17 protein-coding genes are annotated in these 22,870 nt (G+C 39.5%); 11 read left to right on the top strand and 6 right to left on the bottom strand.

Annotation, left to right across the window (positions count from 1 at the left end; all coding sequences use genetic code 11):
- Positions 1-79 precede the first annotated feature (79 nt).
- From ACWITO_RS07645 to ACWITO_RS07665, 5 genes are all read left to right on the top strand, one after another.
- On the top strand, positions 80-3,640 hold the full coding sequence (locus ACWITO_RS07645; protein WP_448529401.1) for an Ig-like domain-containing protein: 3,561 nt from the start codon (positions 80-82) through the stop codon (positions 3,638-3,640).
- 192 nt (positions 3,641-3,832) lie between these two features.
- Complete coding sequence (locus ACWITO_RS07650) at positions 3,833-4,720, top strand: TerC family protein (protein ID WP_448529402.1); 888 nt, start codon at positions 3,833-3,835, stop codon at positions 4,718-4,720.
- On the top strand, positions 4,717-6,360 hold the full coding sequence (locus ACWITO_RS07655) for a M1 family metallopeptidase (RefSeq protein WP_448529403.1): 1,644 nt from the start codon (positions 4,717-4,719) through the stop codon (positions 6,358-6,360). Before ACWITO_RS07650 ends, ACWITO_RS07655 begins: the two co-directional genes overlap by 4 nt.
- A 12-nt stretch (positions 6,361-6,372) precedes the next feature.
- On the top strand, positions 6,373-8,568 hold the full coding sequence (locus ACWITO_RS07660; RefSeq protein ID WP_448529404.1) for a cytochrome c biogenesis protein CcdA: 2,196 nt from the start codon (positions 6,373-6,375) through the stop codon (positions 8,566-8,568).
- A gap of 98 nt (positions 8,569-8,666) precedes the next feature.
- On the top strand, positions 8,667-9,191 hold the full coding sequence (locus tag ACWITO_RS07665; RefSeq protein WP_448529405.1) for a ferritin: 525 nt from the start codon (positions 8,667-8,669) through the stop codon (positions 9,189-9,191).
- Between the two features lie 30 nt (positions 9,192-9,221).
- On the opposite strand, the gene ACWITO_RS07670 is transcribed toward ACWITO_RS07665, so the two are convergent.
- Together ACWITO_RS07670 and ACWITO_RS07675 are read right to left on the bottom strand one after the other, a co-directional pair.
- On the bottom strand, positions 9,222-10,442 hold the full coding sequence (locus ACWITO_RS07670; RefSeq protein WP_448529406.1) for an RsmB/NOP family class I SAM-dependent RNA methyltransferase: 1,221 nt from the start codon (positions 10,440-10,442) through the stop codon (positions 9,222-9,224).
- A gap of 62 nt (positions 10,443-10,504) precedes the next feature.
- A complete protein-coding gene (locus tag ACWITO_RS07675) occupies positions 10,505-11,749 on the bottom strand; it encodes a hypothetical protein (RefSeq protein ID WP_448529407.1) in 1,245 nt (414 codons plus the stop codon).
- Positions 11,750-11,868: 119 nt separating this feature from the next.
- Between ACWITO_RS07675 and fahA the strand changes: the two genes are divergently transcribed.
- Together fahA and ACWITO_RS07685 are read left to right on the top strand one after the other, a co-directional pair.
- Positions 11,869-13,152, top strand: coding sequence for a fumarylacetoacetase (gene fahA, locus ACWITO_RS07680; protein ID WP_448529408.1), 1,284 nt, complete (start codon positions 11,869-11,871; stop codon positions 13,150-13,152).
- 104 nt (positions 13,153-13,256) lie between these two features.
- Positions 13,257-13,805 carry a DUF1415 family protein gene (locus tag ACWITO_RS07685; RefSeq protein WP_448529409.1) on the top strand — a complete coding sequence of 183 codons (549 nt, stop codon included), beginning with the start codon at positions 13,257-13,259 and terminating at the stop codon, positions 13,803-13,805.
- Between the two features lie 33 nt (positions 13,806-13,838).
- Here the strand turns inward: ACWITO_RS07685 and ACWITO_RS07690 are convergent, their stop codons facing one another.
- The 3 genes from ACWITO_RS07690 to ACWITO_RS07700 are packed head-to-tail and all read right to left on the bottom strand — an operon-like array spanning position 13,839 to position 18,135.
- Positions 13,839-15,998 (bottom strand): 3-hydroxyacyl-CoA dehydrogenase NAD-binding domain-containing protein, encoded by a 2,160-nt coding sequence (locus tag ACWITO_RS07690; RefSeq protein ID WP_448529410.1) that lies wholly within the window; start codon positions 15,996-15,998, stop codon positions 13,839-13,841.
- Positions 15,999-16,053: 55 nt separating this feature from the next.
- The gene (locus tag ACWITO_RS07695; RefSeq protein WP_448529411.1) at positions 16,054-16,707 is read right to left on the bottom strand and encodes an ABC transporter ATP-binding protein; all 654 of its coding nucleotides are present in this window, start codon (positions 16,705-16,707) and stop codon (positions 16,054-16,056) included.
- Positions 16,708-16,710: 3 nt separating this feature from the next.
- Positions 16,711-18,135 carry a hypothetical protein gene (locus tag ACWITO_RS07700; protein ID WP_448529412.1) on the bottom strand — a complete coding sequence of 475 codons (1,425 nt, stop codon included), beginning with the start codon at positions 18,133-18,135 and terminating at the stop codon, positions 16,711-16,713.
- A 128-nt stretch (positions 18,136-18,263) separates the two neighbouring features.
- Between ACWITO_RS07700 and ACWITO_RS07705 the strand changes: the two genes are divergently transcribed.
- A complete protein-coding gene (locus ACWITO_RS07705; protein WP_448529413.1) occupies positions 18,264-18,599 on the top strand; it encodes a DUF6150 family protein in 336 nt (111 codons plus the stop codon).
- 132 nt (positions 18,600-18,731) lie between these two features.
- On the opposite strand, the gene ACWITO_RS07710 is transcribed toward ACWITO_RS07705, so the two are convergent.
- Complete coding sequence (locus ACWITO_RS07710) at positions 18,732-19,532, bottom strand: alpha/beta fold hydrolase (protein ID WP_448529414.1); 801 nt, start codon at positions 19,530-19,532, stop codon at positions 18,732-18,734.
- A gap of 231 nt (positions 19,533-19,763) precedes the next feature.
- On the opposite strand from ACWITO_RS07710, the gene ACWITO_RS07715 reads away from it, so the two are divergent.
- The 3 genes from ACWITO_RS07715 to ACWITO_RS07725 all read left to right on the top strand — a co-directional run bounded on the left by ACWITO_RS07715 (position 19,764) and on the right by ACWITO_RS07725 (position 22,850).
- Positions 19,764-20,453, top strand: a complete 690-nt coding sequence (locus tag ACWITO_RS07715; RefSeq protein ID WP_448529415.1) for a hypothetical protein — start codon at positions 19,764-19,766, stop codon at positions 20,451-20,453.
- A gap of 61 nt (positions 20,454-20,514) precedes the next feature.
- Positions 20,515-20,721 (top strand): Sec-independent protein translocase subunit TatA/TatB, encoded by a 207-nt coding sequence (locus ACWITO_RS07720; RefSeq protein ID WP_448529416.1) that lies wholly within the window; start codon positions 20,515-20,517, stop codon positions 20,719-20,721.
- A gap of 257 nt (positions 20,722-20,978) precedes the next feature.
- Entirely contained in the window at positions 20,979-22,850 is a 1,872-nt protein-coding gene (locus ACWITO_RS07725; protein WP_448529417.1) for a M1 family metallopeptidase, read from the top strand.
- Positions 22,851-22,870 lie beyond the last annotated feature (20 nt).

Raw genomic sequence — 22,870 nt, forward strand, 5'->3', positions numbered from 1 at the left:
GCAAATAATCTTTCAAAAAAGGCAGAACTACACTTGTTCTGCCTTTTTGCCTATTAGATAGCTTAAAAACAAAAATTTTATGAAAAAACTATTACTTCCTTTATGCTTTTTTTCCCTTCTTTTTCGCTTTTCCTTTGCCCAATTTGGCAAGTTAGGCTCGCAAGTGATTAGCTCACCAAGTACGGTGCTAAATCAGTACGCTATTCTACAAGTAAATGCTCCTTCGGGTAGCACACAAATTACGGTTACCAATGTTGCAGACCTTAATAGCCCTCAACCACTTGAAAGAGGCGATTTACTGCTGATTATCCAAATGCAAGGAGCTACCATAGATAACACCAATACGCTCAACTACGGCAATATCATTAGCCTGAATGGAGCAGGAAATTATGAGTTTGCTTACGTTACACAAGTAGTAGGGAATGTCATAAGTCTTTCTTGTCCTTTGAGCCAAAGCTATACCACAGCAGGAAGAACACAAGTTGTAAAAGTTCCTCAATACCAAAATCTGACTATTTCAATAGGTGCTTCTATTACTGCCCCTGCTTGGAATGGCACAAGAGGGGGAATAGTTGCCATTTATGCTGAAAATTTACAACTCAATGGAAATATCAATGTTTCCCATTTGGGTTTCAGAGGCGGGGCTTTGGATAATAGCACCGCGAATAACCAAACCATTTACTTTTCGCCCAATGCTACCGCAGGAGCAGAAAAAGGTGAAAGTATTGCGGGTTATCAGACAGAATACACCGCTTTGGGAGGACGTTTCGGGAGAGGGGCACCTGCCAATGGTGGGGGTGGAGGTAATGGAAACAACGCAGGTGGTGGCGGTGGTGCAAATGGAGGCACCCCTACAAATTGGTTTCGTGGAGCGGGGGTAATGTGTAGTGCTTGCGTAGGCAGTGCCGCTTGGAGCTTAGACCCCGATTATATTGCTAATGGCAATGCTCTTACCAATTCATCAGGAGGAGGGAGGGGCGGTTATACTACTTCTACTTCTAATCAGAACGCTTTGGTAGTTGCTCCGGGTACAACCTCTTGGGCAAGCGATAACCGCAGACCTCACGGAGGGCTTGGGGGCAGACCTTTGAACACTAATCCTGAAAATAGAATATTTTTGGGTGGTGGCGGCGGTGCAGGCGACCAAAATAATAATGCAGGGGGCAGAGGTGGAAATGGAGGAGGCATTGTGTTTTTAGTTGCTAACCAAATTTCAGGAAACGGACAAATACTCGCTAATGGCGAAAATGGCGAAAATACCCGCAACACACACGCCGATGGTGCGGGTGGAGGTGGTGCTGGGGGTACCGTAATCGTGAAAGCAAATAATGTAAGCAATATCAACATTCAAGCAAGAGGCGGTAATGGGGGAAACCAACTAATTACGACCAATCAAGCCCAAGGACCAGGCGGTGGTGGTGGCGGTGGAGTGATAGCGGTTTTAGCTACTTCAGACCTTTCAAGCAAAAATGTTGCAGGAGGTAACAACGGAACAACTACTTCTACTGCCCTTACCGAGTTTCCTGCGAATGGAGCTACATTGGGCAATACAGGAAGCCTTTTTTCTGCTATACCTAATTTTATTCTTTCTTGCAATTTGCCCCCAACACCTCAAAATGATAACTTTACTACCCCTGAAGATACTCCTTTGAGTGGTAGTGTAGCAAGCAATGATAGCGATTTGGAAACGATAAACCTTGCGTATCAGGCGGGTACATTTACCACTTCGCAAGGTGGAACAATTGTCATCAACACTAATGGCACTTTTACCTACACACCTTTACCCAATTTCAACGGAACAGATACCTACCTTTACACGGTTTGCGATAACGGACAGCCCACTAACCAGTGTGCAACGGCAACGATTACAATTCAGGTTTTACCTGTAAATGACCCTCCCATAGCCCAAAATGATAGCTTTACAATGAATGAAGATGAAGTTTTGAATGGTAATGTGAGTTTGAATGATAATGGCGGCGACCCTGAAATTGTACAAACATTAACATATACACTGGTAAGCGGTGGCACAGCATCGGCAAATGGCACTTTGGTACTCAATGCAGACGGCACATTTACCTATACGCCCAATTCAAATTTTAATGGTGTAGTGGGTTTTGTGTATCAGGTTTGCGATAACGGCATACCTGTACTTTGTGCAACAGCAACCGCCACCATTACCATAAATCCTGTAAATGATGTCCCCATAGCCCAAAATGATAGCTTTACAATGAATGAGGACGAAGTTTTCAGTGGCAATGTAAGTTTGAATGATGATGACGGCGACCCTGAAATTGTACAAACCTTAACCTATACGTTAGTAAGCGGTGGCACGGCATCGGCAAATGGTACTTTGGTACTCAATACAGACGGCACATTTACCTATACGCCCAATGCCAACTTTAATGGTGTAGTGAGTTTTGAGTATCAGGTTTGCGATAATGGCACACCTGTACTTTGTGCAACAGCAACCGCTACCATTACCATAAATCCTGTAAATGATGCCCCTGTGGCTCAAAATGATAACTTCACCACACCTGCCAATACACTTTTGAACGGAAATGTAGCCCTGAACGATACAGATGTAGATAATACCCCTGCTGAACTGACTTTTTCGCTTGTAAGTGCATCCTCTGCGGGGGCAAATGGTACGCTTATTTTTAATGCAAATGGTACTTTTTCCTATCAGCCCAATGCTAATTTTACAGGGATTGTAACTTTTGTTTATCAAGTTTGCGACCCCAGTAATGCCTGCTCGCAAGCAATGGTTACTATCAATGTACAAAGCCAGCCACCGGTGGCAAATGCCGATAACTTTACAATGGACGAGGATACCCTTTTGCAAGGAAATATATTGAGCAATGATACCGACCCCGATAGCCCTCCAAACGAACTATCTTGCAGTTTGGTAAATGGAAATACTGCTGTGCAAAATGGTAGCCTGACATTGCTACCCAATGGCAATTTTACATACGTACCCAATCGCGATTTTAATGGTGTAGTGCAGTTTGCTTACAGAGTTTGCGATTTACAAAATAATTGCTCACAGGCTAATGTGAGTATTACGATACGTCCTATCAATGATGCTCCTGTGGCTCAGAGTGATGAATTTACCACTACACAAAGTCAGCCTGTTTCTGCTACTTTGGCTGTAAATGATTTTGACGTAGATGGTGATAGGCTCAGCTATCAGGCAGGTACTTTTACAACACCAGCACAAGGTACTATAAAAATTGAACCTGATGGCTCTTTTACCTACACGCCTGCTTATGGTTTTGCAGGCACCGATTGTTTTGAATACGGCGTTTGTGATACACAAAATGCTTGTGCCAAAGCTAATGTTTGTATTGTAGTACAAAGTAGTGATAAGATTTTTATTCCCGAAGCCTTTTCGCCAAATGGGGACGGCTTGTACGATACGTTCAAGATAGAAGGCATTGAAGGCAAAAAAGTAAGTGTAAAAATTTACAATCGTTGGGGGAATTTGGTGTATCAGAACGAAAATTATAGAAACGATTGGAACGGAACAGCTAACATAGGCTTGCATACAGGCGAAAATTTGCCTGATGGCACTTATTATTATGTGATTGACTTCAACGATGGCTCAAAGCCTGTAAGTAACTATTTGGTTATCAAGCGATAAAGTTTTAGATTATGCCTCAAAATGTATAAAAGTCTATTTCAGATAGCTAATACTTAGAGGCTTCGGAATGGGCTAGCCTAAGCAAAATGAAATTAGCAATTCAGATAAAGAAAGTAAAGTCAATAAAATTTTACACCATATTTTTACACCCAAATCATTTTTTTTACATTTGCCAAAGCAACCACTCTGTTTATGAACGAAGTCATTAGCCATTTATTTACTACCGAGTCGCTCATTGCGATTATCTCCCTTACACTTATGGAAGTGGTGCTGGGGATTGATAACATCATTTTTATTTCTGTGATTGCCAATAAGCTGGAAAAATCGCAACGCAAGAAAACTACCAATATCGGGCTAATCATTGCGATTGTTCCTCGTGTGCTTTTACTTTTTTTACTTTCTTTTATTATAGGGCTTACCAAGCCGCTTTTCCATTGGCAAGTGCCACTTATTGGCTACGATTTTCACCCCAGTGGCAGAGATTTGATTCTTTTGGCAGGTGGGCTTTTCCTTATCTATAAAGCAACTTCTGAAATTCATCACAAGTTGCAAGGACACGAAGAGGTTATCAAGGCAGATGGCAAAGGAACTTCTCCTATTGGTGTGATTGTGCAGATAGCCCTATTGAATATTGTCTTTTCTTTTGACTCTATTCTGACAGCTATCGGTATGGTAGATGCTTCCAAGCCCGAAAACTTGTGGATAATGATTATAGCCGTAGTGCTTTCTATGGTGGTAATGATATTTTTTGCCAATCCTGTCAATGATTTTGTAAGCCGAAATCCTACCGTAAAAATGCTTGCTTTGGCATTTTTAGTAATGATTGGCACGGTACTCATTATGGAAGGATTGGAAAAAGAAATTTCCAAAGGCTATGTGTATTTTGCTATGTTTTTTGCCTTGCTTGTAGAAATGCTGAATATGCGAATGGTAAAAAAAGCCCAAGCCGTTCGCTTGCGTATGCGATACGTAAAAGATATTGAAGACGATAACGCCGCCGAATCGCAACTGATAGATACAGAAATGACACGTAAGCATCTCAATGTGAAACATCTCAAAGGCAAACCCAAACAAGAATGAATAAATTAGCTTTTCTTTTAGCTCTTTTTCTTCCTTGGGTGGCAAAAGCCCAATTTTCTCGCAAAGATAGCCTTTTGGGATATTTGTCTTCGGCTCGGGCTTGTTATGATGTAAAGCATTATGATTTGCACTTACGCATTCACCCTGAAAAAAAGTTTATTTCGGGGCAAAATACGATTACTTTTTTACTCAATGCCGATACGCAAGAAATACAAATTGATTTAGCCCCCGAATTGCAAATCAAAAAAATTTTATGGGGAAAAAAATCTTTATCTTTCAGAAGGGAAGAAAGAGCGGTTTGGGTTCGCTTGTCTAAAAAGCAAAAAAAAGGTAGTACAGAAAAAATTACAATTATCTACGAAGGAACGCCCCAAGAAGCAAAAAAAGCTCCTTGGGACGGTGGCTTTGTATGGCAAAAAGATAAACAAGGCAACCCTTGGATTGGTGTAGCCTGCCAAAATGTAGGGGCAAGCATTTGGTTTCCGAACAAAGACCACTGGTCGGATAAGCCCGATAGCGTAAAACTTACTTACGAAGTTCCCAAAGGGCTTGTAGCAGTGGCTAATGGCAATTTGCTAAAAACTGAAAACCTTTCTGATAACTTTACCCGCTACATTTGGAAAGTAAGCTACCCCATCAATAATTACAACATAACGCTGAATGTTGCCAAATACGCTCATTTCACTGATACTTATACTGCTCAAGATGGCTCAAAACTTGCACTGGACTATTACGTTTTGCCCGAAAACGTAGAAAAAGCCCAAAAGCAGTTTGAACAGGTCAAGCCTATGCTTGCCTGTTATGAAAAACTTTTTGATAAATATCCTTTCTGGAATGATGGCTTCGCACTGATAGAAACGCCTTATTTGGGTATGGAACATCAAGGGGCGATTGCCTATGGAAATAAATATCTGCAAGGATATTTGGGCGGCGACCTTACGGGTACAGGCATTGGCAAACTCTTTGATTTCATTATTATTCACGAAACAGGACACGAGTATTGGGGTAATAGTGTTTCCGCTGACGAGCGTGCCGAAATGTGGATACACGAAGCCTTTTGCACTTATACCGAAGCTCTCTACGTAGAATGTATGTGGGGAAAAGCCAAAGCCTATGAATATGCCAATGGCTGGAAAAAAATCATTCAAAACGACAAACCTATTTTACCGCCTCGTTATGTAAATCAGGAAGGCAGTGGCGATATGTATTTCAAAGGGGCTTTGATGTTGCACACTTTGCGAAATATGATTGCTAATGATGAAAAGTGGTTTGCTTATCTGAAAGAGTTTTATCAGAATTTCAAAGGGAAAAACACAAATACCGATGAAGTGATTGCTTTTTGGAATAAAAAAACAGGTATGGACTTGCTACCTTTTTTTATGCAATACCTCAAATTTACGCAGATACCTACTTTTGAATACAAAATAGAGGGCGGAAAATTTCAGTATCGCTTCAAGGCTGATGTAAAAGATTTTCGTATGCCTATTGTGGTAAAATTTGGCTCTACCGAAATGACGCTCAACGCTTCAACAGATTGGGAAACTATTATTTTTGATGCCCGAGGTGGAAATAATTCGCTCCTCAATGAACCTTTTTCCGTCAGAACAGATTTATTCTTTGTGAATGTGCAAAAAAAATAATTCTTTAAGGCTATGAAGTTGCGTTTTCTTTTTGTTTTAGCAAGTTTATTCTGGAATATTCAGCTTTTCGCACAAAACAATTGTGCTACTTGGCAAGTAGAAGCTTTACCCAAAGAAGCTAAAATTGGTGATGTAGTTACCATTAGTTTCTTTGTAACGCCCAAACCTGATTGGTATGTATATTCTTCCGATTTTGAAGAGGGAGGTCCCCAAGTAACTAAATTCAAATTCAAGCCAAATGCTTCGTATGCGTTGGTAGGCAATTTGGAAGCTATTGGTGCAGAAAAAAAATACGATAATATCTTTGAAATGGAAGTTCGTTTTTTCAAAAAGAAAGGCGAATTTCGGCAAAAAGTAAAAATTCTAAAAAAAGATTTCCAGCTTGCCGGCACCGTAGAATATCAGACTTGTTCGGATAAAACAGGGCAGTGTATTCCTTGCGAATATGATTTCAATTTTAGCAACCTGACTATCAAAGCCGAAAACACCTCTGAAAAAAAAAATGACGATACCCAAGCCCAAAACCAAACCAAGCCAGAAAATAATCCTGAAACAAAGCAACAGCTAAACCCTGATAGCACAGGAAAAACTATTGTTCATACTTCAAATACGGAAAATCAGGCAAGTAAGAATAATCTGAAAACGGAAAAAACTACCGCACCGCTAAAAAATACGCAAAAACAAGACGGGGGAAGTATATGGTTATTTGCTTTGGGGGCATTTTTTGCAGGTTTTTTGGCTTTGCTTACACCTTGCGTGTATCCGATGATACCAATGACGGTATCTATTTTTATGAAAGGCGATAAGCCTATCAATTTACAAGCCGACTTTGCCGAGCAACAAACTCAAATGAAGGCAAATCGCCGAAAAGGGGTAGTAAAAGCCTTGATTTATGGCTTTTCTATCATTCTCATTTATGGTATCTTGGGGCTTCTTACTTCGCTGGCATTTGGGATTGAGTTCAATAACGATTTCAGTACCCATTGGATACCTAACCTCTTGTTTTTTGCGATTTTCATTGTATTTGGAATGTCTTTTCTTGGAATGTTTGAAATTATGCTTCCCAGCAGTTTTGTAAATAAAATTGACCGCAAGGCAGATGGAGGTGGTTACGGGGCAGTATTTTTTATGGCTTTTACTTTGGTATTGGTGTCTTTTTCTTGTACTGCACCTATTGCGGGAAGCATTATTTTGCTTTCAGTACAGGGGGAAGTCGTAAAGCCTTTGGTAGGAATGGTAGCGTATTCGCTTGCTTTTGCTATTCCTTTTACTTTTTTTGCACTTTTCCCTACGGCAATGAAAAGTTTGCCCAAATCGGGGGGCTGGCTCAATACCGTGAAAGTATTTTTAGGGTTTTTGGAACTAGCCTTGGCATTTAAGTTTTTAAGCACAGCCGATTTGGCTCACCATTGGGGTATTTTGAATAGGGACATTTTTTTGGCAATATGGATAGCAATTTTCGGGACACTGGCTTTGTATTTGTTTGGCTTTATCCAATTGCCTCACGATAGCAAAATAGAACGCCTTTCTGTGCCTCGCACTTTGGTAGCCATTTTAGCTTCTGCTTTTACGATTTATATGTTACCCGGTTTGTGGGGGGCAAATTTGAAACTTTTGAGTGGCATTATTCCACCCGAAACCACCCAAGATTTTAGTTTAGATACGCAAATTGAAAAAATTTCTTACAATGCAGAGGCTTCCGCAACCGATGATTTCCCAAAATCGGTGAAATATGGCGATTTTTTGCATTTGCCCTACGGCTTAAAAGGTTTTTTTGATTACAAAGAAGGTATGGCTTATGCTAAAAAAGTGAATAAACCCGTTTTTTTGGACTTTACAGGACACGGCTGTGCCAACTGCCGTAAAATGGAAGAATACGTATGGGTAAAGCCCGAAATTCTTTCTATGCTCAAAAACGACTACGTGATTATTTCACTTTATACTGATGATAAAACCGAACTCCCTGAAAGTGAGTGGGTAGTTTCCAAAGTTGATGGGAAGGTGAAAAAGACCATTGGAAAAATAAACTTGCATTTTGAAGCAGAGCGTTTTGATAATATTGCCCAGCCTTATTACTGCCTTTTAGATACTGAGGGCAATCTGCTTGTTAGCCCACCCAAAGGCTATGAGCCTGATGTAAAAGAATTTGAAAAGTATTTGAAAGCAGGTTTGGAGGCTTTTAAGCGTTCTAAAAAAGAAGCATTGTAAATTTAGACTTGCTATAAATTAGCCTTTGTGAGTAATTTTTTGAAACTAAATTGCGAGCAAACTTGTATTATTGCCAAAAGTTAAACATTGTAAGTGTTATGAAAGATGTAATGCGTTTGAAATCTTCTTTGAAAGAAGATGTAGAAAAAGCCCTCAATGCTCAAATTGCTATGGAAGCCTTCAATTCGGCTCATTATTTGGCAATGGGTTCTTGGTGCGACAGAAACGGCTACGACAATAGTGCAGAATATTTTTACAAACAAGCCGAAGAAGAGCGTGAGCATATGCTCAAAATATTCCGTTATGTAGCTGATATGGGTGGTACGGCTATTTCCCCTGATGTAAAAAATGTTCCTAATGATTTTGATTCTTTCAGAAGTGTCTTTGAAAAAGCATTGGAATCGGAGGTGGAAACAAGCCTTGCTATCAATCGCCTCATTGATGTATGCCGTAAAAATCACGATTATATGACTGAAAAGTTTTTGCACTGGTTCTTGCAAGAGCAAATTGAAGAAGAATTCAAGGCTCGCCGTGCATTAGAACTTTTTGATGTAATCGGCGAAGAAGGTGTAGGTAGATTTATGATTGATGAGGAGGTTACCAAAATCAAATATGAGGGCTAAAAGCAAGGGCAAATGCAAATTTGCCCTTTTTTAGTTCGTTTTTTCCAACAAAGCCATAAAAAAGCCGTCAAATCCATATTCAGAAGGCAAGAGATGCTTGCTTTCAAGAAGGCGAAAGTTCTTATTTTGCGATAGAAAGTTATTTACTTGTTTTTCATTTTCCAAAGGCAATATACTACACGTAGCATATACCAAAAATCCGCCTTTTTTTAGCATTTGTGAGTATTGCTGTAAAATCTGACTTTGCTTTTCTTGTACTTCTGCCAAAAATTTTTCCGATAATTTCCATTTGGCATCGGGGTTGCGACGAAGCACTCCTAAACCACTGCAAGGCACATCTAAAAGCAGTTTATCCGCCGAATTGGCTAATCTTTTGATAGTTTTACTACTTTCAATAAGGCGAGTTTCTACAATGTTTACGCCATTGCGTTTAGCTCTTTTTTTGAGTTCGGCAAGTTTCCACGCTTCGGTATCCATTGCGATAATTCTGCCTTTGTTTTGCATAATACTTGCCAAATGCAGGGTTTTTCCACCTGCACCTGCACAGGCATCTACAATACGCTCGCCTGCTTGTACTCGTAAAAAACGTCCAATTTCTTGCGAACCCACATCTTGCAGTTCAAAATATCCTTCTTTGAACAAAGGATTTTGAAAAATATTCTGCCTTGTGGCTAAAATAAGGGCATCGGGGCTGTATGGGGTAGATTTTGTTTCTACTTTTTGTTCTTGTAAGAGCTTTTGGAGCTGGGGAGCAGAAATTTTGAGTGTATTGGCTCGTAATATTACTTCGGCGGGTGTATTGAGTGCTTTCAATTCTTTTTCCCAAGCATCTTTTCCAAGTTCTTGCTCGCCGAGCTTATCCAGCCAATCAGGAATAGAATACAAAACGGCTCTTTCACGAATATTTGCCGCTTTTTGCTCAATTTCTTTCAGAGAAAGATTTTGCCACTCTTGCCAAGTAGGAATATTTTTGTACTGCAAAAGCAAATGCACCCCTAAAACTCGCCAAAAAACTCTATTTTCGTAGTTAGAGCCATTTTCATAATAAGTTTCATTCGCCAAAAATAGTAGCTTTCGCCACCAACGCACTATTTCGTAGGTATTTTCGGCAATAAATGCTCTATCTCTTGCTCCCCACTTCGGATTGCTTTTGAGCAGTTTTTCTAAAACTTTATCGGCGTACTGCTTTTGGTTGAAAGTGGCTTGCAAGGCTAAAACTACTGCTTCGCAAAGATTGCGATGAAGTTTCATAATTTTTGAAAGTTTAGGTGGGCTTCACAAAGCCCACCCTGACAAAATATTCAAGAAAAGTGTTATTTCTTTTTGGAAGGGGGGTATTTTTTCATATTTTCTTCTGCCGTAGGTTGTACGTACTTAGGCGGATTGTTGTTGCGACGAGCTACAATGAGGCTTGCCCCATCTGTTTTCCAATGATAACCATAACGGAAATCAATTTTTTTCACTTTACTGCTATCTTTGAAAGCGTCGCGTAGGTCAGGTTGGTGTGTATAACTACCGAAATCGGCAACAGGACGCGAATATTTGCCATAAAGTTGTATATCCCAGTTGCCTGCGGCTACAAAATCGCGGTAAGGCACGCCTGTATCGTCTTGGAAAATGATGCCCGTATCTTCCAAAAGAATTTTCTTAACTATCTGAAAATTAGGATTGAAAAGCACATAAGAGGCAGATTTCAAATATCCCACTTTATTGGGGAAACTGCGAATGAATTTATCAAACTGAGGCTTTTTCACAAGGGCAAAATCGCTCACGTCACCCCAGAAATAGTAAATTTTTTGCGTTTTTTTACGATTTTTGTTTTTTATCTCAAAGAATAGCCCAAAATAGGTAGTATCGGGTTTGGAGCCATAAATATCTTTGAAAATAGGTTTGGCGTCTTTATCTATGCCTACCCTTTGGATACTTACAATTTCATTGCCTGTGCGAGCCAAAAACACACACATCAAGGGAGCAACCCCATTGGCACGCCGATACAAGTCTGAACCCATATAGCTGGTAATAAAGTAATTGCGAGCAAAAATATCTTCCAAAGCATTACGAACATCAGCAAAATAGGCATTGATAAATTTATCATCTTTGGCGTACAAATCTTTTTCCAAAAGTCCGGGCATTTCCAAGCCAAACATTATGAAGTTATCCGCATTGGGAAAGAGATTGTAGGCATTGAGAATATCAGGACCGCTGAATGGATAAAATACCGTTACGCCCTCTTTGTTCATATCGGCAAGCTCTTTATCTCGCCAAGGGCGGATTTTGCTCAAATATTTACTTTCCAAATTTTCCCAACCTTTGTTGAAGGCTTCTTGGTGTTTTTTGAAAATATCGCTATTGACAATTTTCCCGTATTTTGTGGTATCTTGGGGGGTAAGAGCCGCCAAAATTTCAGCTTGGCTGGTAGCAAGTCTATCAATTTGGATAGATTTTTCCTCTATTTTTTGAACTTTGCTACTATCGGTTTTCTGATTTTTTTCACTATCTTTTTCTTTACAAGAAAAAACAAACAAGGCGGTAATGGCAAGCAAACCTAAATATCGCATATCTTTTTTGAATTTTTGAAAAACTTTGCGAAAGTAAAGTTTTTTTGAATATCTTATGTTCAAAAGCCCAAAAAAATCTTTTATTTTTGCGAAATTACACTTGCTAAATAACCAAAAATATGCCTACTATCAAAGCCAATAATCCTGCTCTTCGTTCTTGGATAGCAGTTCCCGAGCAAAGTGATTTTCCTATTCAGAATATTCCTTTTGGTGTTTTTTCTTTTCAGAAAGGTACGCCACGAGCTTGCACACGCATAGGCGATACGGTCATAGATTTGAGCGTACTAGTAGAGCAAGGCTATTTGGATAGTCTGCGATTGCCCGATGTCTCTGTTTTCCACGCCGAAACGCTCAACGATTTTATTGCATTGGGCAAACCCTTTTGGCGTAAAACACGCGATTTGCTCTCTTCACTTTTTCAGAAAGAAAATGAAACACTGCGAAAAGATAAAGAAACGCAGAAATTAGCTTTCTACAATATAAAAGACGTACAAATGCACTTACCCGTGCATATTGGCGATTACACCGATTTTTATTCCAGCAAAGAACACGCAACCAATGTTGGTTCAATGTTCAGAGACCCTAAAAATGCACTTTTGCCCAATTGGTTGCATTTGCCTGTGGGTTATCACGGCAGAGCTTCGTCTATTGTGGTTTCAGGTACGCCTATTTACCGCCCCAAAGGGCAAGTAAAACCAGCTGATGCCGAAAAGCCTTATTTTACCCCTACCAAACTTTTGGATTTTGAATTGGAGGTTGCTTTTATTATTGGTAAAGAAACTCAGCTTGGCGAAAGTATCAGCACTGCCGAAGCTGAAGATTATATTTTCGGCTTAGTGCTTTTCAACGATTGGTCGGCAAGAGATATACAGCAATGGGAATATGTACCGCTGGGACCTTTTTTAGCTAAAAATTTCGCTTCAACCATTTCGCCTTGGATTGTAACCCTTGATGCTCTGGAGCCTTTCCGTGTAGCTTCGCCCAAGCAAAAACCCGAAGTGCTGGATTACTTGAAGTTTAAGGGTAAAAAAAGTTACGATATTCATTTGGAAGTATATTTGAAACCTGAAAAAGCGAAAAAAGAAACGCTTGTTTGTCAGAGTAATTTCAAGTATATGTATTGGAATATGTGCCAGCAACTGGCTCACCATACTATCAATGGGTGCAATGTACGTGTAGGCGATATGTGTGCTTCGGGTACTATCAGTGGCAAAGAGCCTAATTCTTATGGCTCTATGCTTGAGCTTACTTGGAAAGGTACAAAACCGCTCAAACTCGCCGATGGTTCGGAGCGAAAATTTATTGAAGACGGGGATAGCGTAATTATTCGGGGCTTTGCCGAAAAAGACGGCATCAGAATTGGCTTTGGCGAGTGCGAAGGGAAAATTTTACCTGCTAAATAGTAGTTCTGTAAAAAACTATTGGCTACCTCAATAAATGGTCGGCATTAGCAATTTTACAACTTACTACTCAATACTCTTTACTCTATACTCAATACAAACGAAAAATGCTTTCGGCAAAGGAAAAAAAGGAAATCATACAAATTACTCGTAAGTGGGTAGAAACTTTTATCATAGGCTTAAATTTATGTCCTTTTGCCAAAATGCCTTACGAAAATGGGTCAGTTCGTTTTGTAGTGGGCGAATCAAGCACAATGAAAGGGTTTTTAGAGGTTTTTGCTAAGGAAATAGAATTTTTAGAGAAAAATCCTGATATAGAAACAACGCTTGTAGTTTTGCCTGCTTTGGGTAAAATGGAGCAGTTTGTGGCTTTTATGCAATTTTGTGAGGAAATGATTGTGCTGAATAGTTGGGTGCAGAAATATCAGATTGTTTCTTTCCACCCTTTGATGCGATTTGAGGGTATCCCTGCCGATTCGCCTCAGCAATTGCCGGGCATAGCTCCTTATCCTATTTTACACATTTTGAGAGTGCCTTCGGTAGAAACATTGGGGGCTCAAATCAAGAAAGATGTGCAAACAGAAAACAACAAAAGACTTTCGCAACTCAGCAAAGATGATGTAAAAAAACTTTGGGAAAAAGTTTTGAAAAAATAAAACTCCCGATGAAATTTCGGGAGTTTTGAAAGGCTATTCATAAAACGCTCTGAATGTTTTTCCACTTTGGGCGATTTCTCGGAGGCGAGCCGTAGGGCGGAAGCGTTCGCCGTAAGTATCGGCGAGTCTATCGGCTTCTTTTACAAAATTTTCTACCCCAACATAATCAATGAAAGACAAAGCCCCTCCTGTATAAGGTGGAAAGCCCCAAGCCAAAATAGAACCTACATCAGCATCGCGAAGCGTTGTAACAACGTTTTCCTCAAAACATTTCACGGTTTCAATTACTTGTCGGTACAGAATGCGTTTTTTCAGCTCTTCAATATCAGGCTGAACGGGTGCAGGTGGGAAAACATCTTTCAAGCCACTCCAAAGGCGTTTGGGTTCATCTTCGGGATATTCATAAAAGCCTTTTTTAGCTTTTTTACCTACTCTGCCAAGTTCTTCTACAAATTTTTTCACTACTCTGCCGTCAGGGGTATCGGTAACCTTAATTCCTGTATCTTTTTCGGTTTGTAGATAAATTTTATACATCAAATCCAAGGCAACTGCATCAGAAACATCAAGCCCACCCACAGGCATACCTGCGGCTTTTCCTGCCGCTTCAATGAGAGCGGGCAAAATCCCTTCGGAAAGCATCGTAATACTTTCGGCGGTATAAGTGCCAAAGACTCTTGAAGTATAGAATCCTCGGCTATCATTGACTACAATAGGCGTTTTCTTGATTTTTTTCACATAATCAATGCTTACCGCCAGTGCGTAAGGTGAGGTTTTTTTGCCCATAATAATTTCTACAAGCATCATTTTATCCACAGGCGAAAAGAAATGCAAACCGATGAAATTTTCAGGACGCTTGGAGGCTTCGGCAAGTCCTGTAATAGGCAAAGTAGAGGTATTGGAGGCAAAAATGGCTTTTTCGCTCAAAAAGGCTTCTGTTTCTTGGGTAACTTGGTTTTTGAGTTCTCGGTTTTCAAAAACGGCTTCAATAATCAAATCACAGCCTTGCATATCTTGGGCAGAAGCCGTAGTATGAATACGAGCCAAAATCTCTTCGGCTTGTGCTTGCGAATACCTGCCTTTTTCTATTTCCTTTTTGAGCAAATTGCGGGAATAGTCTTTGCCTTTTTCGGCATTTTCTACACTGGTATCTTTTAGCACTACCTCAATGCCTGCTACCGCACTCACATACGCAATGCCTGCTCCCATCATACCTGCTCCTAAAATACCTACTTTTTTCACATCGGCAGTGGGAATATCTTTGGGGCGAGCCGCTCCTTTGTTGGCTTCGTTCATTGCAAAAAAGAGCGTTCTTATCATATTTTTGGCTTCGGGGGTTTGACTGATACGAGCAAAATGCTTGGCTTCAATCAGCAAGCCGTCATCAATAGAAACTTGCAAACCTTCATATACACATTCCATTATGGCTTGTGGGGCGGGATAGTTGCCTTGTGTTTTGCCTTGCAAAAGTGCTGTTCCTGCAATGAACGTTTGTACGCCTTTGGGCGATTGGACATTTCCACCGGGAACTTTATAGTTTTGCATACCTACTACATTGCCTTTTTTATCAATTTCGTCCCAAGGCTGTAAAGCACGTGGATTAGCCAAAATCCAATTTTTAGCTTTTTCTAAAAGTTCTTCTTTGCTTTGGGCAAGTTCATTGATAAGTCCTTCTTTCAAAGCACGTTCAGGGTTGAGCTTTTTACCTTCCAAAAGCAAAGGCAAGGCTTTTTCAATGCCAATCATACGGGGTAAGCGTTGCGTACCACCGCCGCCAGGGAAAAGCCCTATCATTACTTCGGGCAAGCCTATTTGTATTTTGCTATCATTGAGGGCAATCCGATAGTGGCAAGCCAAACATAACTCATAGCCGCCTCCCAAAGCCGTTCCATTGATAGCCGCTACTACGGGTTTTTTACAAGTTTCATACTTCCTGAAAACTTTGTGTAGATAGCTTATCATTGTATAGCTTTGCTCCAAAGAAGCATTTTTGAGTAGCATATTCAGGTCGGCACCAGCCACAAACTCCTTTTTATCCGAAGTAATGATGATACCTTTCACGTTGGCATCACCGATAGCCTTATCAATGGCTTCCTCAAAGGCTTTGATAGAATCTTCGTTGAGAACGTTCATAGGAGCATTTTCCATATTGAACGCAATGGTAGCAATTTGGTCTTCTACGGTGTAGCGAATCATAAGCATTGGTTTTTGGGTGTTAAACGTTTTTAGCAAAATTTTGTTTATGTTCTTTTCAAAGTTGTATTTGTCCGTCTTTTATCAAAAGGCTTCTATCTGCCATTTGAGCAAGCGTGTGACTATGCGTAACTATCACAAAAGTAGTTTGAAACTGCTCACGAATTTGAAAAAAAATGCGGTGAAGTTGCTCGGCATTATGGCTATCCAGATTGCCGCTGGGTTCATCTGCAAAAATGACTTGTGGCTGATTGATTAAGGCACGAGCTACGGCGATTCTTTGGCACTCCCCGCCCGATAGTTCGCTGGGCAAGTGTTTCATTCTTTCAGCCAATCCGAACATTGCAAGCAATTTTTCGGCTTCCTGATAGGCTTCTTGGCTTTTTCTGCCTGCAAGCAAGGCGGGCAAAGCTACGTTTTCTTGTGCCGAAAATTCGGGCAAAAGATTGTGAAACTGAAATACAAAACCAATTTGGGCATTACGAAATTGTGCGAGTTTTTTATCGGAGAGCTTTTGAATTTCCTCGCCTGCGATACGGATTGTTCCCGAATCGGCTTTATCCAAAGTGCCTAAAATATGCAAAAGGGTGCTTTTTCCTGCACCCGAAGCTCCTACAATCGTTACGATTTCGCCTTTTTGTATCTGCAAACTAATGCCTTTCAGCACTTGCAGTTTGCCGTAACTTTTGAAAATATTTTCTGCAACAATCATTCTTTACTTGAAATGTTTGTCATCAATAGTAAGATACTTGGTAGGAGCAAAACCTGTTCGTGGAATTTGGCTGATTTTATCCATCAAGGCACGAGCCTTGTTAGACCTATCGGATTTGCTCTGATTGATGATGAGTTTGATAACCTTGATAAACAAAGCCGATGCCGCACATTGCTGTTTGCCAAGCATACGGATTTGTCTTTGTACGCTACCGAGCAGTTGGGTGAGCAATTCGTTTTCTTTGTTGATAGCGTATTGCAATGCTAAAATCAATTTTACTTCAATGAGTGCCAAAGGATATTTCTTGATAGAAACATCATTGAGTAAGTTGTTGAGCAGGCGAGCCGCTTCTTCGTGCCTTTCGGCATAATGGCAACCCAAAGCCCGATACACTACGTAGCTCACATAGTTGGGTATATCTTCGCTATCCATTTCTAGATCTTCAAAAATATGGATATTTTCGGCATAAAGGTCTTTTTGCAAGCCCAAGCGTAATGCTCTTTCAATTTTGGTATAAAGAAAGCGAGCAGGGAAAGTGTAAATGGTATAGTTGGAAAGAAGCGTACTGATGGAATCATTGACTTCGTCGTAGTAGTCTTCGGCTTTACGATACAATTTATAGCTGTTGTAGTATTCAAGTTTTAGGAATTCAAACACAATTTTGAGATGATGATAGGTGGTATCCATCGGATACATACCAAAAATTCTTTCTACTTTGGCTATGGTGTTTTCAATGGCTTCTTCGTCCATTGAGTCTTTGCCTTCTACAAAAAGCAGATGAAAAATACCTACGCAACTCTGATAGACAAACAAGCGATGCGAATCGTAAAGGTTGCGAATAGATTGAAGTTCTTTGTGAATGAGTGTAAGTTCTAATTTTTCGGTTTCGTTGCCCGAAAAGAAAAAACTACCAAACTTACGGAAATACTCCGTAATGAGCGTTTCGGCTTTATCCACCGAAAGCATATAGGCAACGTGTTTGTTGTAAAGTTGGGAATAAGTGAAATAATCGGAAGTGTGGGCGTGGAGTCTTTTGAGCGTTTTATAGACAATGGTAAGTTCGTTAGAAAGGTCGTAATCCAATAGCTCTTTTTCAAGTTTTTTGAGCGTGGCTACTACAATGGTTCTTTTTTTGGTAAAAACAATTTCAGGGATATTAGCAACTTTTTTGAGCAAATCGGCACGTGGGTTTTCTACTTGCTCTAAAAGATATTCTTCTATACGCTGATTCAGGCGAGAGCGGAGTGTGTAATAGGCATTGCTATTTACATCTAAACGCTCCATAATTTGCGAATCAGACATTTTTTCTTGATAAAGCATTTGAAGTAAGTATGCTGATTTTTCTGCATTACTTTCCATCAAGCTATTGAAAATTACGTCAAAATCTTGTTTTGTGAGTTGTTTGATTATGTTTTTTAGTTTTGCCATTGTTCAATAAACGTTTTTGCGTACAATGATAGAGAAAAAGATTAGAAAAAGCAAAAAAATTACATAAAAATTACATAATAGCTTGCTTTTGCAAAAATAAAATTTTACTTTGCAGAAAACGAAAATTTATGAAAAAAGTTGTGCTAACTCTGATTTTTGTTTGTGCTTTACTGGGTATGGCACAGGCACAAAAAGTGTATGAAACCAAATACGCGTCGCAGGCAGATATTAAAGTGTTTGTTACCAAATACGAAAGCCAAGCAGATTTGAAGGTGTATAAGGTGCAATACGAAAGCCAAGCCAATAAAGATGGCAAGTGGTTTTTTGTAAAATATGAAAGTCAGGCGAATAAAAAAATCTACTTTGTGGATTATGAGAGCCAAGCAGACTTGAAAATATATTTTGTAAATTACGAAAGCCAAGCAGGCTGGCGAAATAGCTCAAAAGCTCGTTTGCTGAAATAAGCAAATTTGTTTAGGTAAAAACAGGAAACAAGAAGCAGGAAATAGGATTTAGAACAATTTTAGACAGAGTAAAATTTTTATCTCAAACGCTCGAACCTTCAAACTTTTTGAACGTGAATAATTAAGCAAATTTCACGAAGCCAAAAATGCTTTGATAAGCTCAACTGTTTGGGGGATAGCCTCTAAATTAAGGGTGTGTCCTACGTTGGGTATTTCTTTATAGATTGCATTGGGCATAGCTTTTACAATTTCTTGGTGCATTTCGGGGGTGCATAAAATATCTTCTTCTCCGCAAATAACAAGCGTAGGGATTTGAATTTCTTGCAAATTAGGGCGAAAATCCTCGCTGATAGCGGTGGCTGTCATTAGTTTGGCGAGTCGGTCAATGCTCAAATCATTGCTGATACGCATTTGTTTGAGCGTTTCAATGGGAATAAGTGGATTTTGGAAATAATGTTGTCCAAGTACGAAAGGAAGCATAACATCAAGCATCAAAGGGTAGCCGCCTACTTGTAAAGCTCTCTGCCAAGCATCGCCTATGGCATCAAAAAAAGGCGTTTTATGGGCAAAAGTAGCCATAAGAACGCCTTTATAGATATTCTGAGGAAAATAGTACATCAAACGCATTGCCACTGCCCCTCCATACGATATGCCAATGGGTACAATCTTATTACTTGAAAGACTTTGTAAAAGATGATGGAGGTCTTCGGCGTGTTCTTTGAAAGTTCTAAACTGCGAAGGATTATCCGATTGCCCTTGAAACATCAAATCTACAAGCAAAATTCTATAATTTTCTGAAAAAGCGGGCAAGTAAGCCTGCCAAGCCATTGTAGATTGCGAAAGCCCGCCCAAAAATATAAGTGTGATTTCTGCATTCGTATTGCCGTGTAGCTCGTAATACAGCTGACTACCGCAAGGGAGTAGGTGTTTCATATCCAATACTAATCTTGTGAGCTTTTCTAAAAAATTTATGAGGGCAGTTTTGAAGGGTTTGAGGTTGCAAAAGTCCGAATTTTGAACAAACTTCTGAACCAAAGAAACCTTGTTTGCAAAGGAATACAAACACTACCAAAAACAAATGTAAGCAAAATTTGCATTTTCTACTTTTTTATTTGTTAAGTTTTTGTTAAATTTAGGAAATAAAAATTTAACATTAAATTAACATTGAGGTTGCTTGTTACCATATTGCTTTGCATAGCTGTTTTTATGGAGGCTTTTTCGCAAGAGTTATCTTGGAAACAACTATGGGCATTTTCTCAGGTTTTTACTTCTAATGAACAAGTAACAAATTGGCAAAAAAAGTTAGAAAAAGATGCTCAAAGGCTTCATCGCAAACGGCTACGCTTCAAGAATGAAAAGGCTTTTTTGAGGTATTTATTTCACTTTTTACATCAAAAATATTTGAAAACTTACGAAAAAAACGCCTCTTGGCATCATATTTTTCAGAATGGTACTTACAACTGCGTAGGGGGGGTGGCACTTTTTGCCTATTTCCTTGAAAAAACAGATTTTGCCTATCAAATGTATGAAACAGATAACCACGTTTTTTTGTGTGTGATTGGCGAAGCAGGGGAGGTTTTTATGATAGAAACCACGGCATTCTTTTCGGAAGGTTTGCTTTCAAATGACTTAAAAATCGGAGATTTTGCTTATCTTTCTACTATTTCATTGGAAAATCTGGTAGGTATTTTTTACTACAATGAGGCAGTAAAAGCATATACAGATGAAAACTTTGTAGCCTCACTTTCTTTTGCCAACAAGGCTTATCAGTTTTATCCTTGCTTGCGAAACAAAGAAATATTTGTTTTGAGTAAAGAAAAGCTGGAAAAACAAGTGGTGTATCTGCCGAAATAAAAACATTTTTTGTACATTTTCTAAAAAATGCTTAACTTTGCCCAAATCAAATCGCTTTTATATGCAAGCAAGTCTTTTGTTTTTAGGATTACAGCCCACCGAGATTTTTCTCATAGTATTCGCTTTGCTACTCCTTTTTGGAGCAAAGAAAATCCCTGAATTGGCACGTGGGTTGGGGCGTGGTATTCGTGAGTTCAAAGATGCTACCAAAGAAGTAGAAAAAAACATTAAAGAAGAAATTTCCGAAACCCCCGCCAAAGAAAAATAAATTTTTCAACAGGCAGATTTTTTAGAGGCAGTTTGCTATAAGCAAATTGCTTTTTTATTGAAATTTTCTAAAATTTTTAAAAGCAGGTTTGAAAGGGTTTGCAGTTTGAGCTTCAAAATACCTTGCACACAAAAATTAGACTAACGCTATTTTAGGAGCAGTCTTTTCGTCTATATGAGCTTTTTTCTGCTTTCCAAAATAAAACCCGCAGGCTTTCGTTATATTTGTGTTTCCAAAATTCACTAAATCGTACAGAAATGAATAAAAATTTGGCAGTATCGCTTATTTTGAGCCTTGTTTCTTTGGGGGCAATTGCCCAACCTGACCGCTGGCAACAGCGTGTTCAGTATATTATGGAAATAGATATGGACGTGCAAACCAATCGTTTCAAGGGGAAGCAAAAATTAGTTTATTTCAACAATTCGCCTGATGTGCTTCATAAAGTTTTTTATCATTTGTATTTCAATGCTTTTCAGCCCAATAGCCTAATGGACGTCCGCTCGCGTACTATCGCAGACCCCGATACACGTGTGCGTGATAGAATCTTCAAGCTCAAAGAAAATGAAATGGGTTATCAGAAAATCCTTTCACTCAAACAAGACGGAAAGCCTTTGCAATATAAAGTAGAAGGTACAGTGCTGGAAGTAGAACTTGCCAAACCTATTGCTCCCAAATCGCAAGTAGTTTTTGAAATGGAGTTTGAGGCACAAGTCCCTATTCAAATTCGCCGTACAGGCAGAGATAATGCCGAAGGAGTACGCTATTCTATGGCTCAATGGTATCCTAAAATGGCTCAATACGACTATCAGGGTTGGCACGCTCACCCTTATATTGGTAGAGAATTTTATGGAATTTTTGGTGATTTTGATGTGAAAATTAGCATAGATTCTTCGTATATGGTAGCGGCAACGGGTGTTTTGCAAAATCCGCAAGAAATAGGCAAAGGCTACGATACCAAAGGCAAACCCGTAAAGCGTCCTAATTCACCCAAACTTACTTGGCAATTCAAAGCCAGCAACGTTCACGATTTTGTTTGGGCGGCAGACCCCGGATTTTTGCATACTATTCGCAAAGAAGCTGATTTACCCGAAATGCACTTTTTTTACAAAAATGAGCCTCAAATTGTAGAAAAATGGAGAGAGCTACCCAACTATATGGTTCGTTTTTTTAGAATTATGAACGAAAAGTTTGGCAAGTATCCTTACGAGCAGTTTTCTTTTATACAAGGTGGCGATGGTGGTATGGAATACCCTATGGCAACGCTCATTTTGGGCAGGCACAAAGAAATGGGAGGACTCGTAGGAGTTGCCGTTCACGAAGCCGCTCACAATTGGTTTTATGGCATTTTGGGAACTAATGAAAGTTTATATCCTTGGATGGACGAAGGCTTTACTACTTTTGCCGAAGATTACGTAATGGCTGAAATTATGGGCGTCAATAAAGAAAACCCTCATATTGATAGCTATCGAAGTTATTTTGCACTTGTAAAAGCAGGACAAAACGAGCCTTTAAGTACCCACGCCGACCACTACCGTACCAATAGAGCTTATAGTGTGAGTAGCTACTTTGCGGGTTCGGTTTTCTTAAATCAGTTGAGTTATGTTATCGGAAAAGAGGCTTTTGAAAAGGGAATGTTGGAATATTTTAATACCTGGAAGTTCAAACACCCCAATCCGAATGATTTTATACGTATTATGGAACAAGTTTCAGGTTTGGAATTGGATTGGTACAAAGAATACTGGATTTACACCACTAAAACTATTGATTATGGCATAAAAGCTGTAGTAAGCAAAGTAGGAGGCGAAACCGAAGTAACCTTGGAACGTAAAGGAGAGATGATTATGCCCATTGATGTATGGGTAAGCTACAAAAATGGCAAGAAAGAAATTTACAACATACCCTTAGATTTGATGAGAGGTGAAAAGAAAGAAAACATAAACAACATTCCTCTGATTTTAATTTCAGATTGGGGCTGGACTTACCCTGAATATACTTTCAAAATCCCTGCCAGCCTTGATGATATTGAAAAAATTGAAATAGACGCTACCGAAAGAATGGCAGATGTGGATAAAGCTAATAATGTGTATCCTTTTAAGAATGTTTCTTTGAAGGGGGAAAAGAAAAATTGATAAGTAAATTTCCGGCTTGG

It is taken from the genome of Raineya sp. (assembly GCF_053497555.1).